The sequence below is a fragment of the Vulcanisaeta sp. JCM 16159 genome (genome assembly GCF_001316265.1).
Taxonomy (GTDB): domain Archaea; phylum Thermoproteota; class Thermoprotei; order Thermoproteales; family Thermocladiaceae; genus Vulcanisaeta.
The window spans coordinates 18,727-33,977 of the sequence record NZ_BBDN01000014.1 but is presented as its reverse complement, the minus strand read 5'-3'; the positions used below and the strand labels follow the sequence as shown (position 1 = coordinate 33,977).

The window sequence follows — 15,251 nt, the reverse complement described above, 5'->3', positions numbered from 1 at the left end:
CATCGTAGTCTTACCAGTACCAGGAGGACCGTAAAAAAAAGCATATGGGGCATATTACCCATCTTCAGGAACTGCTTAATCCTCTCCTTAACCTCCTCCTGGTCAATAATATCATCAATCCTCAAAGGACGATACTTCTCCACCCAAATTAATTCTGCTATGGACATTACGGTATTAATGAAATAAATTGGTTAAATAAGTATTCCTCCTGGGCAGGTGGGATGATTATTGAGTATTATTGATGGAGAACGTATGTGCTGATTAGTAAAATTAGGCGTTAATTAAAAGGTGAAGAACTATTAAACTCATCACCTGCACTGGCGGCGACCCTCTCCATCTCGTCCTTCTTCCTAATCGCATATGACTTCTGGTCATTCTGCGCGGCCGCGATGATTTCATCGGCCAAGCACTCCTCGATGGGCTTTGGATTATTGAAGGAACACTGCCTGGCACCCTCGGTTATCCACCTAATGGCAAGGTCAAGCCTCCTTAGTGGCGAGACATCGACGGATACTGGGTATGCGATACCTCCGTAAACAACCCTCGTAATCTCCTCCCTAGGTGCTGCATTCACTATGGCATCTACAAAGACCTGTATTGGGTTCTGCCCAGTCTTCAGGTGTATCATCTCGAAGGCTCTCTTAACAACGTTATAGACCTTATGCTTCTTACCAGCATTTCTACCAGGATGCATTAATTGGTTCATTAACCTCTCGATGGCTGGTATCTTGGCCTTACCAAACTTCCTCTTCTGGTACCTACCGCCAGTGTGTGGTAAGTACATGGGCTTTATGCATAAGTACCTCCTGAGACCTGGGTCTTTTATTACAACATTATCAAAGGGCCACTTACCGAATAACTTGATTGGTTCACCATCAAAGGTCTTTAAATCCCTTGGGCACTCCTCAATTATCGTTACACCACCAACTTGGTAAGTAACGGTTTCCTTGGGCAGTGTAATTCCCTGATCACTACTCATTACGCGGGATAGGAAACGAGGGCCTTTTTAAAGATTTACCACACAACTATATGATTGAGATAATTGCAACGGTTCAACCTTTGACTACGCCAATCGGCACGTGCCTCGAAACCCTCTTAGCCATGCCTGTTATCTCAGCGACCTCGGCCACCTTATCAACATTCTTATAGGCCTCGGGTGCCTCTTCAGATATTATCTCACTCTCCGCGGACCTAACAATGATACCCCTACTCTCCAGGGCACCCCTGACCTTATTCGGCGGCAACATCCTAACAGCGGCAGACCTACTCAGTGTCCTACCTGCCCATGCGGCGCAGTGCCAAAGGTCACTTGGAACGAGGTCGGCAATCCAATCAATACGTAAGACGCAGTGCCCATACTACCAGGTATTAGGACGGGCTGCCCAATATCCCTATACTTAGGCGGTATCTCTGACCTACCTGCTGGGAACGACCTAGTGGCTCCCTTCCTATGCACGAGAACCCTCCTGACATGGCCCTCGTCATCGATTACGTGATCCTCGATCTTGGCGATGTTATGGGCAACGTCGTAGACGATATCGAGACCAAGCTTGTCAGGGTCCTTACCAAAGACCCTCCTGAAGGCTTCCCTAACCCAGTGCGTAATTATCTGCCTATTGGTCCATGCATAGTTAGCTGCGGCCTTCATCGCGGCTAGGTAGTCCTGGGCCTCCTTGGTGGTGAGGGGCATTGCCGCCAACTCCCTATCCGGCAGGAACAAACCCCACTGCTTCATCTTATTCTCAGCAACCCTTATGTAGTCAGTCGCAACCTGATGCCCAAGACCCCTACTACCGGTGTGTATCAGAACCATTACCTGGCCCTCCTGCTCAATACCAAGCCTCTTGGCCAGGTCTGCGTCGAATATCTTATTAACGACCTGTATCTCAATGAAGTGATTACCGCTACCCGTCGTGCCCAGCTCGTCCTTGCCCCTCTCCTTAGCCCTCTGACTAACCCTACTCGAGTCAGCACCCTCATAATGCCCAAACTCCTCAATGAAGTTCTTATCATCGCCCCAGCCATAACCCTTAGACAAAGCCCAATCAACACCCTCATCAAGCACCTTATCCAAGTCACCAAAGGACAGCCTAAGAAGCCCAGTCTCACCAACACCGGCAGGTACTAACTTAAATATTGTGTCCACAAGCTCCCTAAGCTTAGGCCTAACATCCTTCTCCGTCAAATTAGTCCTAAGGAGCCTCACGCCGCAGTTGATGTCGTAACCGATTCCTCCTGGACTAACCACGCCTTGCTCCATGTCCATTGCGGCGACGCCGCCCACTGGGAATCCATAGCCCTGGTGGGCATCCGGCAGCGCTATGCTGTACTTGTAAATACCCGGCAGGCATGCGACATTAGCCGCCTGCTCCAGCGTCATGTCCGTCTTCATCTTCTCAAGCAGTGTCTCATCAGCGAATATCCTAGCTGGCACCTTCATACACGGCTTATACCCCTTCGGTATCTCCCAAACATAATCACTTATTTTCTTCAATGGTGGTACCATGATTAAGCCATAATTCATTAATGGGTTAATAAAACTTCACTCTATATCCAGTTAGGTTAATAGCACGTATTTAGTGCATAGTCTTTAATAATATAAATTTTCATTAATTTTCGTTATAAATTATAGTTAAAATTAAAAATTATTTAATAAGTTCCGATTAAAAAGTTAAAAATATTTTAGGAATATTAAGATTATGATAATGCCGCATTGGTAATTAGTAGGGCTTGCTGACTTTCGACACGGTATATATTAATGTAATTAATGCCCATAACTCGGACCTAGGCTTTGGAATGATTATTAGGGTTCATCTTCATAGGGACAGTATTGAGAGCGTTAAGTCCCTGCTTAAGAAATTCGCCGAGGTATTGAGAGGTGATGGTAAGTTCTCCTTCCATATGAGGTCAATATCGAGGTTGGGCGGTCCAAATGATGATAGGATTCACCCTGCTGATGATGGTGTTGAGGAGGTTAGGGAGTACGCGAGGTCACTTAGGTTGAAACTCCTTGAGTTGTCATTACCCTACATATGCTGCGCATCGTGGCTTAACTCATGATAATGCCTGATGGAACATTGAGTAAGTGCACGGTTAAGCTCTACGAGGATATTAATAGGGTCGGCAAGCTAAACGATGATGGAACCCTAACGATTGATGAGAATAAGTTGCTATGGTGGGCCAGGGGCATCATAAACAATGACTTAAAAGCGGCGGCATGCCCAGCATTCAGTAAGGAGGGCTATGAAGCTATTAGGTGGCTTATTTAATAGGTATCGTGGCGTTTTAGGTGTTAGGGATGCGGCTATGCTCATCTACTCTAACATGCTTAACAATGCAGCATATGATGTTATGCGGTTTGTGTTAGTTATACTGGGCTTCGACACCATGAATATTTTCGGCGTCGCCCTAGTCTACATATTCTACGCATTGTCATCAATGGCGCGATTATTTAGTGGCGTGGTAATTGACATATTTGGTCGTGAGAAGAGAGTGTTAGTGATTAGTAATGCCTTAATAGCTATGCTTTTCCTAATTGCCTTCCTCATATTAATTATAATGGGGATTAATGCCCTGAGCCTTGTGTTAGTACTTATAGTTATTGTCATTGGCGTGAGCTTATACACGATGATGGGAACCGTAAGGAGTGCGTTGGTTAAGGATTTACTAGGTAATGATAATGAGAAGATAACACTGTATACGTCATTAAACAATACATTGAGGTCAATAATTTCGGTATTTTCAACGGTGGTCTCAGGCTACCTACTATTCCTAAGCATTCACATTGCTAAATATTTGATCCTATCCTCAGCCATACTCTCCATAGTTGCCTTAACCCCATTAATTCTCATGAGGTATCACGGTAGAGTCACGGATGGGTTCAGTGCCCAAGTCATTAGGCGGGGCTTTGCTAGGTTTGGGGAGTTGTTTAGGCGTAATATCGGCTTCAGGGCCATAATCTTAACGGTAACGGTCACCTACCTATTAATAATATCTCTTGACGTACTGAGCTATAGCATATTATCCCTATATTACAACGTGGCCTTACTTGCAGGTATTGATAGCTTATTCGGCTACGCTGGTGCAACGATAGGTTCCATACTCACGCCTAGGTTTAGGGTTAGTAAGTTAAGGGTTGTTTATGTAATCTTAACCACAGCGTTAATAATTGGTTTAGGCTTCGGTATAATACCCATGTTAATTAGGAGCTTGGTTGTTGCCGTACCACTGCTATTCATGGTTAACCTCATCTATAACATATTCATTAATGCATTCTTCACGGCGGTTATGAGCGCTCTTATTTCCGTGGTTCCACGTGGTGAATTTGGTATTGTTTATTCATCACGTGGGTATTATTCACGCATCACAGATTGTGAGTGCCGTTATCTGGGCCTTCATAGGCTCGGTCATTGGTGCGCCAAGGGCCTTAATAATCGCCATGGCAATGGGCATAACGGCATCCCTCGTATTTAATACGGTTTACAGCAAGGTAAGTCTCAGGGAAGGGAAAGATGGGGAGAAATGAGAACGAGTTCTAAAACAACGAATAAGTAAAGGCTTAGGGAAACTCGAAATAATGCATGTTGGTTCCTTAGAGTGGTATGGTGCTGTAACAGCGTTAAGTAATTAAATGGGTATGGTTTTAGTCATGGGTATATGCCGATTGATTATAAGGCTGTTGGGCTTAAGGTTGGTTTGGAGATACATGTCCAATTGAATACTGGCAGGAAGCTGTTCTGTAATTGCCCGCCGGTCGTTAGGAATGACGAGCCCCACTTCAGGGTTATTAGGAGGTTGAGGCCCAGTATGAGTGAGCTTGGTGAGGTTGACCCAGCGGCCATTTGGGAGTTTAGGAAGCATAGGACCTTCGTTTATGAGGGTTATTACGACACCACATGCCTTGTGGAGCTCGATGAGGAGCCACCGCACGACCCAGACCCTGAGTCTCTCGAGGTTGCCTTGGCCGTTGCCATGATGTTTAATGCCAAGATATTCGATGAGGTTTACGTGATGAGGAAGACGGTGATTGATGGGTCCAACACCTCGGGTTTCCAGAGGACCATGTTAATAGCCCATGATGGTCTAGCCAAGTTCTTTGATTATAAGGTCCCAATACAGACTATAGCCTTGAGGAGGATGCGGCTAGGAAGATTGAGGAGAGGGGTGACACGGTTGTTTATAGGCTTGATAGGCTTGGTATACCACTTATTGAGATATCCACGGGAATACTCACCTACAGTCCTCAGGAGGTTATGGAGGTGGCTTACTACATTGGCCACAGCATTAAGATGACCGGTAAGGCCAAGAGGGGGCTTGGCACTGTTAGGCAGGACGTAAACGTGTCCATCGAGGGCGGCGCTAAGACGGAGATAAAGGGCGTGCCCGACCTCAGCCTCATACCCAAGGTCATCGAGTACGAGGTTCAGCGTCAATTAAACCTACTGGCTATTCGTGACGAATTGATCAAGAGGGGTGTGAGGGAGGATTGGTTTGTTAAGGACTTCGTGGACGTCACCGACATATTCTCATCAACGAAATCCAACCTAATCAAGAAGGTACTTGATGGCAGTGGTAAGGTCATAGCCATAAAGACGCCAGGACTAAGGGGTATACTAGGTAAGGAGGTTCAACCAAATAGGAGGTTTGGCACAGAGCTAGCTGATAGGGTCAGGGTTTGGACAAGCCTGTCCGGCTTAATTCATAGCGATGAATTACCGGGCTATGGAATAACGGCTGAGGAGGTTTCCAAGGTATCCTCGAGACTTGGTGTTGACTCATTCATACTCCTGGCGGGTACGTCAGATAGGGACCTAGTTGATGCCGTGGACGTGATTATTGATAGAATTAGGGAGGCATTGCATGGCGTTCCTGAGGAGACTAGGGCGGCGAACCCAGACGGCACGACTAGGTTCATGAGGCCCAGGCCCGGCGCTGCGAGGATGTACCCGGAGACTGACCTTAGGCCAATAAGGATTACCGAGGATATGCTGACCAGGGCTAAGGCGTTGGTACCTGAGCCATCGAGTCCAGGGTGGGTAGGTATATCAGCTATGGCATGAGTAAGGAACTGGCTATGCAAGTGATTAAGTCACCGTTTTACGACTTAATTGATTACTTAATAAGTGAGTTTCAGGGCAGGGTGCCAGCCACCTTAATAGCGAACACCATCGTGAATACCATGAAGTCACTCCAAAGGGATGGCATTGACGTATCGGTAATAACGGAGGACCACCTTAAGGCGATATTTAATGAATATGCCAGGGTGTGATAACCAAGGAGGCGATACCCGACATAATAGCGGCATGGAGTAAGGAACCCGATAAGCCCATTGATGGCATAATTAATAAACTGGGGTTGAGAAGGATGAGCCCCGAAGAGGTCAGGAAATACGTAATGGAGAGGGCATCCAAGCTCGGCATAAACGATAGGAGCAAGCTCATGAATACACTTATGAAGGAGTTAAGGGGTAAGGCCGACCCAAGCGATATAATGAGGGCAATAGATGAGTACTTAAAAAAATTCTCAAAAGAAATAAACCGGCATAAACACCGTGATGCAGCATGTTCAGCATTTCCTCACTATATAATCTATATGCAAATAAGCAATATTAATTCGTTGAGTGCTTAAAGCATGATCAGGAATGGGTGAGGATAGGGAGGCATACGTAGTTTATTTCAAGAGGACTGCCTTCTCAAGGGTTAAGAGGGAGGATCCAAAGTTCGACGTGTTCTACGACATAAGCGGCCCAACCCTATTCTCAAAATTACTCGTTAAGGCTGTACAGGATCTTGGCATAAAGCCTGAGCAGATTGACCACGTGATCGTTGGCAACGCATTGCAGGGTGGTGATAACTGGAGTATGGGTGGTAGAATACCGGTGTTCCTTGCCAAGTTCCCGGTTACAATACCCGCCATGGCTGTTGACATGCAGTGCGCCTCATCATTCGACGCAATAGGCATAGGCACGATGGAGATATGGACAGGGCAGTCGGACATAGTCTTCGCAGGTGGTTATGAACACATGTCGAGGGTACCTATGTACAATAACCCATACATAGTTCCACACCTTGACCTGGCCACGAATCCTGAGTATGCAATGTACGACATGGCCACCGGTTACGTTATGGGACTAACCGCCGAGAAGTTGGCGGCCCTTAAGAAGATAGGCAGAGAGGAGATGGATAGGTGGTCCTATAGAAGCCACATACTTGCTTCAAAGGCCTATGAGGAGGGATACTTCAAGGATGAGATACTACCAATAGAGGTTGTTAAGGATGGGCAGAAGATTGTGGTTGATAGAGACCTTAGTGTTAGACCAAACACGTCATTGGAAGCCCTGGCTAAGTTGCCACCAGCCTTTAAGCCAGGTGGCATAATAACGGCTGGCAACTCAGCACCACTTAACTCTGGCGCGTCATTAGTCGTCTTAATGTCGGGTAAGATGGTTAAGGAACTAGGTCTAAAGCCGCTGGCTAGAGTGGTGTCCCTTGGCTGGGCTGCCGTCGACCCATCAATAATGGGTGAGGGCCCGGTACCAGCATCGAGGAAGGCGTTGGCCAAGGCTAAACTTAAGGTTGAGGATATAGATCTTTGGGAGATAAATGAGGCCTTCGCCGTGGTTACGTTAAACGCAATCAAGGAATTAGGAATTGATGAAATAGGGTGAACCTAGGGGAGGAGCCATAGCGATTGGGCACCCACTCGGTGCGACTGGGGCGAGATTAGTTGGTACCTTGGCTAGGCAGTTACAGTTGACTGGTAAGGAGTATGGGCTTGCGACTGCATGTGTCGGTGGCGGGCAGGGCTATGCAATAATTCTCCAGAGGGCATGAATTAAATTTATAAAAAAAGTTTCAGATTTAATCTTTCAAAACAACTCTTTTAAATTTTAATCCACTAAGTTTAAAAATATTTTACCTGATATTGTATGACTTAGGATAATAAATACATGAAAGTATTTATTAATATTATATTATTCTAAGTCATAACCTACTAAAATATAGATATATTTCTATAAATATAATTTTTAACGGATTTTCACAGGCCTTAACAGCCTTCTTCTATAACTGCTGACACTGGTATATAATGGTAGGGTATTACCAGTAATGAATAATTATTTCGTAAGTATTGCTCTGAATGGATTGATACAAAGGGTGAGGATTAAGGCTTGAGGAGTTTGGAGATTAAGCCTCCTTCCCTTTTTGTCTTATCCTTATTTTGGATGAATTGATTAAGTTCCTCCGGTTTAATATTTATACCATTTTTTTAATAATATGTTTACGAGAATATTTATATCGACATTTCCCGTGTTTAGATAATTCTTAATTAGTATCGTCATTATTTACCAAATCATATTGGCTAAGTAGGATTAGGATGATCTCAAGACTGAGTCCTTTCCTTGTTGCTTCACTTAGTATATTATCGACTGATTTTGATGTGAAGTAGGTAAGGAGTCTGGTAAGGACTGAGGTGCAGAACTCCCTGAGTGGTTCGGCGCATTTGGAGCTCCATTTCTTTACCAGCTTCTGTTCTTCCTTACCCAGTGCGGTAACCTTTACATTAATAGGTCTTGCCTTAAGCCTTACCTTACTTACTTCATTAACCTTAACCCTCTTATCTATCTTTTTCAAATCCTTCAGATCCTGGCTATCTACGTTCATTTGATCCACCGCAGCTTATGATAGTCACCCATGTCTTGAAGGCATTTGCGTATTCACTGCCCACGCGCTCCTCGAGCAATTTCACCCAATCATCAACTGTAACTTGCCTAAATACATCGTCAGTACCAAACATTTCCTGCGCCAATATCGCTCTCTCAATCTTCGTTAACTTCTTAACCTCCTCAAGCAAGGTCCTCAGCATATTTTGGCTGGTGACTATTGACGATGGCTGCGGAGTCTGTTGAACCTGCGCCGCGGCTTGTTCACGTGCACCCATCTGCCCTTCAGCTTTCTCCTTCTTTACGTTACTTAAGAAAAGATCCACAGGATTACTCATTGATTTAGTAATAAGTAGTTATTTAAAAGGGTTTGTTAATAGGTTCCTGTAAGTATAGTCTTTATTTGCTTGGTTAATGTATCTACGTACTTATCAAAGGGTATTCTAAAGTCTGCAAGGGAACCCTTTGGTGTGTATACGATGAGGGGCTTCATTGTTGATGTCAGGTAGTGAACTATGGGACTCATGGGCAGTACGAAGAACTCGCCGTTGTGGATGAAACCCCTTATCTTGGACTCCATTAAATCTAATCCAGGTATTGCCTTATTTAGGATCACATTAATGATTTTCTTAAAGCCCTTTGCTATCATTGGCTGTATGTAGTATTCATCGATTTCCTGGGCCACAGAGTCACTGTATGTGGCGTAGTCCAGGACTACGTTAATTATTGATGATTGAATGAGGGAATTTATCGTTATTGCCTGGTCCATGTGAGCTGGTAGGTCGATAACGACTACTTGGGATATTGTTTTCATTACGGAGTGATTTATGAGGTTATTAAACCTGGCTTGTGCGGTCTCTGGGTCAATGCTTAGTTGCCACGTTCTAAGTGTGCCGGGCGGTATTACATAGACGCTTGGTATTATTGGTGACCTTGAAATTAATTGGTCCACGTTATCTACAGTACCATTTACGTAATCCACCGCGCCATACTTATCCGGGTTTATACCCAGTATTCTGCTTGACGTTGCCGTGGAGTCCAACCCAAGATCTATAAGTACTACATTGCTCTTTAGGGCTTGTGATAGGGCTATCGCCGTATTACTCGCTAATGTGCTCTTTCCAGTCCCACCCTTTAATCCGCTGAAGAATGATACTACGATAAATCTAGGTTTAAGCATCAATAGTCACTCTAATTCATGCTTAAAAGGATTTGTAAATTCATCATCGAGCTTAAGTAGCTCCTCCGGGATCTCCTGGTTGTTTAACGTAACCGATTCGATGCTGCTTGATTGTGACGCGGCATTGCCTTCAATGTCCTTAATGAATTTTTCCGGATCCTTGTAGAAGGCATATAGTAAATTAGCTAGTTGTTCGTAATTAAGCTCCGAACTTACCGCCCTCGTCAGGAAAGCCCTTCTATACTGTAATTGCTTAGTTACGTAGTCCTCACCATATGTCTTGCTTAGGATTTGTAGGTACTCATTGAAGTTGTACATGGCTTTCACGAACCTATGCGTGACTAACTCATACACATTAGTTACCTCATTATACCTGGATTGCTTGGTCATGCCTAACTCGACAACAACCGCAATGCTCAAGAGGTCCTTGGCCTCAAGACCAAGGTTTTCAAGCCTAACTTCCGCAGCCTTGATATTATCTGCATGAAATGTGGTTAAGGCACCGTGACCAAGAGTTATGGCCTCAGCCAATGCTCTGAATTCCTCCCTAGATCTGGCCTCATTCAATACTATTATGTCTACGCCACTCCTAAGGGCCTGCTTAATTAACTCAGCCTTATCAATACTCCTTATACCATGCGCGTAGGAAACCCTCTCGAACATGGGCTTTACGACCTTATGGTATGGTAGAAAGAGCTCGGCGACATCCATTATTATTGCCATGGGTCTATTCACGAGCATATAGGCAATGGCATTTTGAAGGCTTGTCTTACCGGCGCCCATTGGTCCAATGATGAGGATTGGGACCTTATGCTCAGCGAGGAACCAAAGCCTGGCTGCGTCCTCCATATTAATCATGCTCCTACCCACCATTTCAGGGAGTGTCCATGGCCTCCTGCAGAACCCTAATGCTTATGGAACCCATACTTACAGGCTCGGCCTCAATGGATATCCTAACGCCAAACTCGGAATCAACCACGGACGCCACTGGATTGTAGGCCGTAATTGGAGTTCCTGCTCTACGGCTTGCCCTCCTCATTATGTAATTCACAAAGCCATTAAAGTCAAATCTAACAATCCTGATAACCTTCCTACCTCTCCTAATCTCATAGGGTTCCCAACCAATTATGACCCTAACAAGACCAAGTTCTGAGTGATCTATGTATATACCACCAATACCAAATTTACTTCCTTCCTTATTTATATATATGTCAGTCACATTATCCATCACTAGGACCGGCGTAAGAGGACCATAGTGATTATTCCAACGCAGAAATAGGTTGGTGGCTAGGGTAACGTTATCCTGACTGGCCTTAACCCCGATTTCCTTAAGTCCCTTGGCAATGGCCTTCCTAATCTCCATCCAGAACTAATTAACTCGACTATCTTCTCGATTGGCAATGCTATTGCCCAGTCTGGGACGTTATCAACGACGTAGGCTATATAATCGTGAACACCGTATTGAGGATCAACAACCCTATACACATCAATATCGGTCTTGACACCATCGATCTCAATAATGTAGTGCTTAATTAATTCCTCACCAATAACCATAGGTTTAGATACGTGCACGTCAATCACCAAACCAGCGGTATTAATGGCGCGAGGAATACTGGGATCAAAGTTATTCCAAGGCCTATTGAGTGCATGGCTTTACCCGTGAGCACAGCCGTAGATACCGCCAATACTATTAAGGCAGTTGATAAACTACTTATGTTAAATGTTACGGGCATCGGCACATTCGCAAGGGCAGCGCCTGCATTTAGTGATGAGAGAATGTACGTTGTGAACAGCATGAACACGTAGCCGATCGTTATGAAGGGGCCGTAAATCAACCCAGTCGTTATTGAACGCCTAACATAATCAATGAACGCACTAACCACCATGACGATTCTCTCCACAAACTCGCGAACACCTACTGAATATGCGTAATCCCAAAGAGGCATTAACTCCCTTTCAATAATTGTTATAGGCCTTAAAGGCTCTGGACTTGGTGAATTAAGTAGCTCGCCAAAAGATTTCAGAACCCTCGAACCTAAGCCTGCATAATCCCTAACGAACCTCAGAAGCTGTGGTAAATAAAGTATTGCAAAGCCAATCCCAAATCCGAATAATGTCACCATAACCAATCTGTCCATGCCTAAATGCAGGAAATAACCTGCTACGTAGCTAATCACGCCTGCTATTATTCCTGCAAAGCTGGGCCCTTTATAATCATACCTTATGACCTCAACCTGGAAGTAGTGTATTACGGGCACCAGGGCAATCCCGAGAACACCCACAACGGATGGAACACCCAGTATTATTAGGAATGATAGGACGCCAATCATTATACTTAACACTGTTACTGCTATTAGAGCCTGGGATTGAAACTCAACCTGCTGATTAAGGAGCGACGTATACTTATTCATCAGGGCTAGGAAGGTTACCCCAGGGTCTGAGCCAGCTGAAAAATATGTGCTAGCCAAAGCCACCAATTCGCGTCTGTAATTCCTGGGTAGCATCCATGGATTACCAAGTGAATTAAGTATTGTGGCTATCTTAGCCCATGTCCTGCTTAGTTTCGCAGATTCATTAACCGCGAATTCAATACCCTCAATGGGCACCCTAATAATGAATACTAAATCCGAAACACTTTCTCTAAGGTTCATCGTAATGATGGCGTAATTACTTTAAAAGGTATTAATGAACAAGAAATAACGATTTTTATTATTTTTAATGCAATGTACCATTACGTTACCTGTATTGGTTGAGTACCTGTGCTTGTGGACACATCAACATATGTAACGCTTGTGCAGTTGGAGCCTGTGTAAATAAGCGATAATGTATCGCCAGGTTTAAGACTCCATGGTGGTGTAGTAGATATTGAGTTGCCATTAAGTGTTACTGAGCTCAGTGAGCAGCCAGATGTCACGGCACTGTCTCCTGCATATAGCGTAATACCGTTTATGGTTATTGTACCGACCCCAGTAGCTTTCAGGTTAACAACTAATTGATCACCAGCAGTGGTTGCCTGACCACTAAGGAAGTTAGTCATGCCTAAGGACCTCATTGCACCACCATACACTAGGTAAAGTATTACTATTGCCATCACTATGCCTACAACGGTTACCACTATCCATAGTAGATTAAACTCGCCCCTAGTTGACCTACCCATATTGGTCAGAATTAAGTATTGAATTTATTTTTAAGGGGAAATTAAACGTAAAAATTCGTGAGCCCACAAGACCAACTTACCCTGTTCATAATTACCTAATGTAGATCTCTATGAACTTTAAATTATCGATGAAATTCCCACTTTGAGCTTTAATTAATGTATCCACAATCCTCAATTCATGCTAAGGTTCATTAATAACCTCTGAACGCCAAACCCACCAACCAAAGGTCTCTCTATAAGTTGCCATCTCTGGACTTAGTTTACCATAATACATATAATTATGTATTGAGGCAACGTATGCACCAAATGGTACTGCAACATCAAGGGCGGCTTGGGAATTATTCATGTAAAGTATATCGAGCTACATGGTACTATGTACGATATATACGAGGAGAAATTAGCAGGTAGATTGGTAAGGGCTAAATAACCGTAGTAGGTAGTGTTTAACGCCAAGGTTGTATTGAACGATAATGCACTGAGTATTACGTAATTACCACTTATGTTTAAGACCTGAACCACGGGGATAGGTCCGTGGCCGGTGACATCCCCGATTATAATCACTGTGAAGCCTGGGTATGGGTAATTCATTGTTTCATTACTAACTGCGACGTAACTCATGCCATAAATTGGGAAGAAGCTTGTTGATCCATTTATCGGTAGGTACATGGGTAAGTAAACAGGACGCATTAATTCTAATCCATATGGTAATGAGAAGTTATAGCACCCTGTACTACATGTTGATAAACCCATCTTCTGTAATAACCAATCGGGTATTATCCACGTTGTTATAAACCAAGCCGTATCATTATGCATCACTAAAATCTTACCCCAACACCACCCAGTCCCCATTAGGTAACCCGTGTAATTCCACCAGGTTTCACCAGAAACTACGTTATTCATGGGTATGAATATGGTCTTGTTTATGTAAATGGGGGTTACTTGATTTACGTATTTAGGAGTACAAACCGTACCGCTAGTGTTGTTTATAGTATTATAAATCTCCCTAATCTCAACAAGACCCAGGGCCTTGGCAATTGGTTGTAGAGGCCCAAGGTGAGGACTAATAATAATTATTATCAATAATGCGATTAATGCTATGATTAAGACCTTGGTCGTAGTTTCGGTGTAATACCACCAATTACCTAGCCTATTCATTGGAAAGACCTAAGGATATCCTAATAAGGCAGTTTTATCATATAATGTTTCTATTTGTCCATGATTTAACGGTTAGGGAGGTTGGGGTGGGAAGCATATTTGTGAGGGTGGTAAGTTACCAAATAATATCGGTATTGAGAAGCATACCTCATTTACCTGGGTACAACTAACGTCGAATCTTATGACGCTGCCTGTGTTGAATGTATTGCTTACATAGTACGGTTTGATACTACATGAGTAATTAATTGGGTCTCCGGCCAACGATGCTTTCATATTTATTTGGATTGGCGTATATGGTGGATTTATGTGAAATACGGATGAACTAGAACCACCGACTATGTAGTACTGAAATAGTGGACCTGTGATCATAAACCAACCCCCTAAATCCGTGAAACTTAGGTAATTCCACGTAATTACCCAGGTGGCATTATAGGGATCATTCACAATAACCGTGATCGCATCCCCAGCACCAGTATAATCATCCACCCAACCATTAACCTTAGTTATCGTGCACACACTTGGATCCGTAGCTGAGCATGCAAGTACTGCGGTTGGCAGTTGACTCGCTTGATAGAACCACCACTGATTTTGATTCAGTGCGCCACTATTTACATTAATAATTTTGCCATTGGCCAGTAGGACCTCCTTAATAATAATTGGTTCGTGGCCTGTGTTCACAACGCCCAGGTAATAACCGTTATTATAGGTACAACGTCGGCCACAGGCCATAGGTAATTCTCGAGAACCTGCTTGTGCACATAGACATAGTAGCCATAGAGCCCACCACCGAGTACCAGCGCTATAATTATCATTGATAGTACGAATCCCATAGTTCCCGTTAACACCTCATCAAATGTCATCATTAGATATATAATGAGATATTTAAAAGCTGGTTAGGGATTAGTTGTTTGGTTCATTGGTGTTGATGGACATGAAATATACGTCACGCCATTACTAACAGAATATAGGCAATAACCATCGGTTTGCGGAGTTTCTATGGCATTACTTGAGTTTATTGGGTTTGGTGGCTTATACGCGCCCATTGATCCTGCCCAATGCATTTTATCTACACTGGATTTTAGAAGAGGCATGCTTATTGT

Annotated in this window: 17 protein-coding genes and 4 pseudogenes; 5 read left to right on the top strand and 16 right to left on the bottom strand. The window is 43.9% G+C overall.

The genetic code is table 11. The annotated features are described in order from the left end of the window. The 3 genes and pseudogenes from JCM16159_RS17735 to JCM16159_RS11970 all read right to left on the bottom strand — a co-directional run. Positions 1-167: pseudogene (locus JCM16159_RS17735) on the bottom strand (Replication factor C small subunit); the annotation flags it as partial. A 110-nt stretch (positions 168-277) separates the two neighbouring features. Next, complete coding sequence (locus JCM16159_RS11975) at positions 278-979, bottom strand: 30S ribosomal protein S7 (protein ID WP_054857973.1); 702 nt, start codon at positions 977-979, stop codon at positions 278-280. A 73-nt stretch (positions 980-1,052) separates the two neighbouring features. Beyond that, positions 1,053-2,506, bottom strand: a pseudogene (locus JCM16159_RS11970) (RtcB family protein). A gap of 224 nt (positions 2,507-2,730) precedes the next feature. Between JCM16159_RS11970 and JCM16159_RS11965 the strand changes: the two are divergent. The 5 genes and pseudogenes from JCM16159_RS11965 to JCM16159_RS11945 all read left to right on the top strand — a co-directional run bounded on the left by JCM16159_RS11965 (position 2,731) and on the right by JCM16159_RS11945 (position 7,832). Next, positions 2,731-3,060, top strand: coding sequence for a hypothetical protein (locus JCM16159_RS11965; RefSeq protein ID WP_243666829.1), 330 nt, complete (start codon positions 2,731-2,733; stop codon positions 3,058-3,060). Between the two features lie 2 nt (positions 3,061-3,062). Continuing rightward, positions 3,063-3,269: a hypothetical protein gene (locus JCM16159_RS11960; RefSeq protein ID WP_243666828.1), complete on the top strand. Its 207-nt coding sequence runs from the start codon at positions 3,063-3,065 to the stop codon at positions 3,267-3,269. Then, positions 3,244-4,473: an MFS transporter gene (locus JCM16159_RS11955; RefSeq protein WP_054857970.1), complete on the top strand. Its 1,230-nt coding sequence runs from the start codon at positions 3,244-3,246 to the stop codon at positions 4,471-4,473. Before JCM16159_RS11960 ends, JCM16159_RS11955 begins: the two co-directional genes overlap by 26 nt. Before the next feature lie 189 nt (positions 4,474-4,662). After that, positions 4,663-6,513 (top strand): annotated as a pseudogene (gene gatE, locus JCM16159_RS11950) (Glu-tRNA(Gln) amidotransferase subunit GatE); the annotation flags it as partial. A gap of 127 nt (positions 6,514-6,640) precedes the next feature. After that, positions 6,641-7,832, top strand: a pseudogene (locus JCM16159_RS11945) (acetyl-CoA C-acetyltransferase). A gap of 489 nt (positions 7,833-8,321) precedes the next feature. Here JCM16159_RS11945 and JCM16159_RS11940 read toward each other — a convergent pair. The 13 genes from JCM16159_RS11940 to JCM16159_RS17710 form a co-directional block, all read right to left on the bottom strand. Continuing rightward, positions 8,322-8,669, bottom strand: a complete 348-nt coding sequence (locus JCM16159_RS11940) for a hypothetical protein (RefSeq protein WP_243666827.1) — start codon at positions 8,667-8,669, stop codon at positions 8,322-8,324. Further along, positions 8,647-8,997 (bottom strand): hypothetical protein, encoded by a 351-nt coding sequence (locus JCM16159_RS11935; protein ID WP_054857968.1) that lies wholly within the window; start codon positions 8,995-8,997, stop codon positions 8,647-8,649. The genes JCM16159_RS11940 and JCM16159_RS11935 overlap by 23 nt, the downstream gene beginning before the upstream one ends. Positions 8,998-9,032: 35 nt before the next feature. Continuing rightward, the gene (locus JCM16159_RS11930; RefSeq protein ID WP_054857967.1) at positions 9,033-9,839 is read right to left on the bottom strand and encodes a ParA family protein; all 807 of its coding nucleotides are present in this window, start codon (positions 9,837-9,839) and stop codon (positions 9,033-9,035) included. A 6-nt stretch (positions 9,840-9,845) separates the two neighbouring features. After that, positions 9,846-10,697 (bottom strand): ATPase, T2SS/T4P/T4SS family, encoded by an 852-nt coding sequence (locus JCM16159_RS17730; RefSeq protein WP_243666826.1) that lies wholly within the window; start codon positions 10,695-10,697, stop codon positions 9,846-9,848. Between the two features lie 16 nt (positions 10,698-10,713). Beyond that, on the bottom strand, positions 10,714-11,202 hold the full coding sequence (locus JCM16159_RS17725; protein ID WP_243666825.1) for a hypothetical protein: 489 nt from the start codon (positions 11,200-11,202) through the stop codon (positions 10,714-10,716). Then, positions 11,127-11,420: a hypothetical protein gene (locus JCM16159_RS17720; RefSeq protein WP_243666824.1), complete on the bottom strand. Its 294-nt coding sequence runs from the start codon at positions 11,418-11,420 to the stop codon at positions 11,127-11,129. Before JCM16159_RS17720 ends, JCM16159_RS17725 begins: the two co-directional genes overlap by 76 nt. Further along, positions 11,417-12,490 (bottom strand): hypothetical protein, encoded by a 1,074-nt coding sequence (locus JCM16159_RS11920; RefSeq protein WP_054857966.1) that lies wholly within the window; start codon positions 12,488-12,490, stop codon positions 11,417-11,419. The genes JCM16159_RS17720 and JCM16159_RS11920 overlap by 4 nt, the downstream gene beginning before the upstream one ends. An 80-nt stretch (positions 12,491-12,570) precedes the next feature. After that, positions 12,571-12,996, bottom strand: coding sequence for a hypothetical protein (locus JCM16159_RS11915; protein WP_054857965.1), 426 nt, complete (start codon positions 12,994-12,996; stop codon positions 12,571-12,573). A 181-nt stretch (positions 12,997-13,177) separates the two neighbouring features. Further along, on the bottom strand, positions 13,178-13,342 hold the full coding sequence (locus tag JCM16159_RS17715; protein WP_243666823.1) for a hypothetical protein: 165 nt from the start codon (positions 13,340-13,342) through the stop codon (positions 13,178-13,180). Continuing rightward, on the bottom strand, positions 13,339-14,151 hold the full coding sequence (locus JCM16159_RS11910) for a hypothetical protein (RefSeq protein ID WP_054857964.1): 813 nt from the start codon (positions 14,149-14,151) through the stop codon (positions 13,339-13,341). Before JCM16159_RS11910 ends, JCM16159_RS17715 begins: the two co-directional genes overlap by 4 nt. Positions 14,152-14,223: 72 nt before the next feature. Further along, positions 14,224-14,829, bottom strand: coding sequence for a hypothetical protein (locus JCM16159_RS11905; protein WP_054857963.1), 606 nt, complete (start codon positions 14,827-14,829; stop codon positions 14,224-14,226). Continuing rightward, positions 14,826-15,014 carry a hypothetical protein gene (locus JCM16159_RS11900; protein WP_243666822.1) on the bottom strand — a complete coding sequence of 63 codons (189 nt, stop codon included), beginning with the start codon at positions 15,012-15,014 and terminating at the stop codon, positions 14,826-14,828. Before JCM16159_RS11900 ends, JCM16159_RS11905 begins: the two co-directional genes overlap by 4 nt. A 30-nt stretch (positions 15,015-15,044) precedes the next feature. Continuing rightward, positions 15,045-15,194, bottom strand: coding sequence for a hypothetical protein (locus JCM16159_RS17710; RefSeq protein ID WP_243666821.1), 150 nt, complete (start codon positions 15,192-15,194; stop codon positions 15,045-15,047). Positions 15,195-15,251 lie beyond the last annotated feature (57 nt).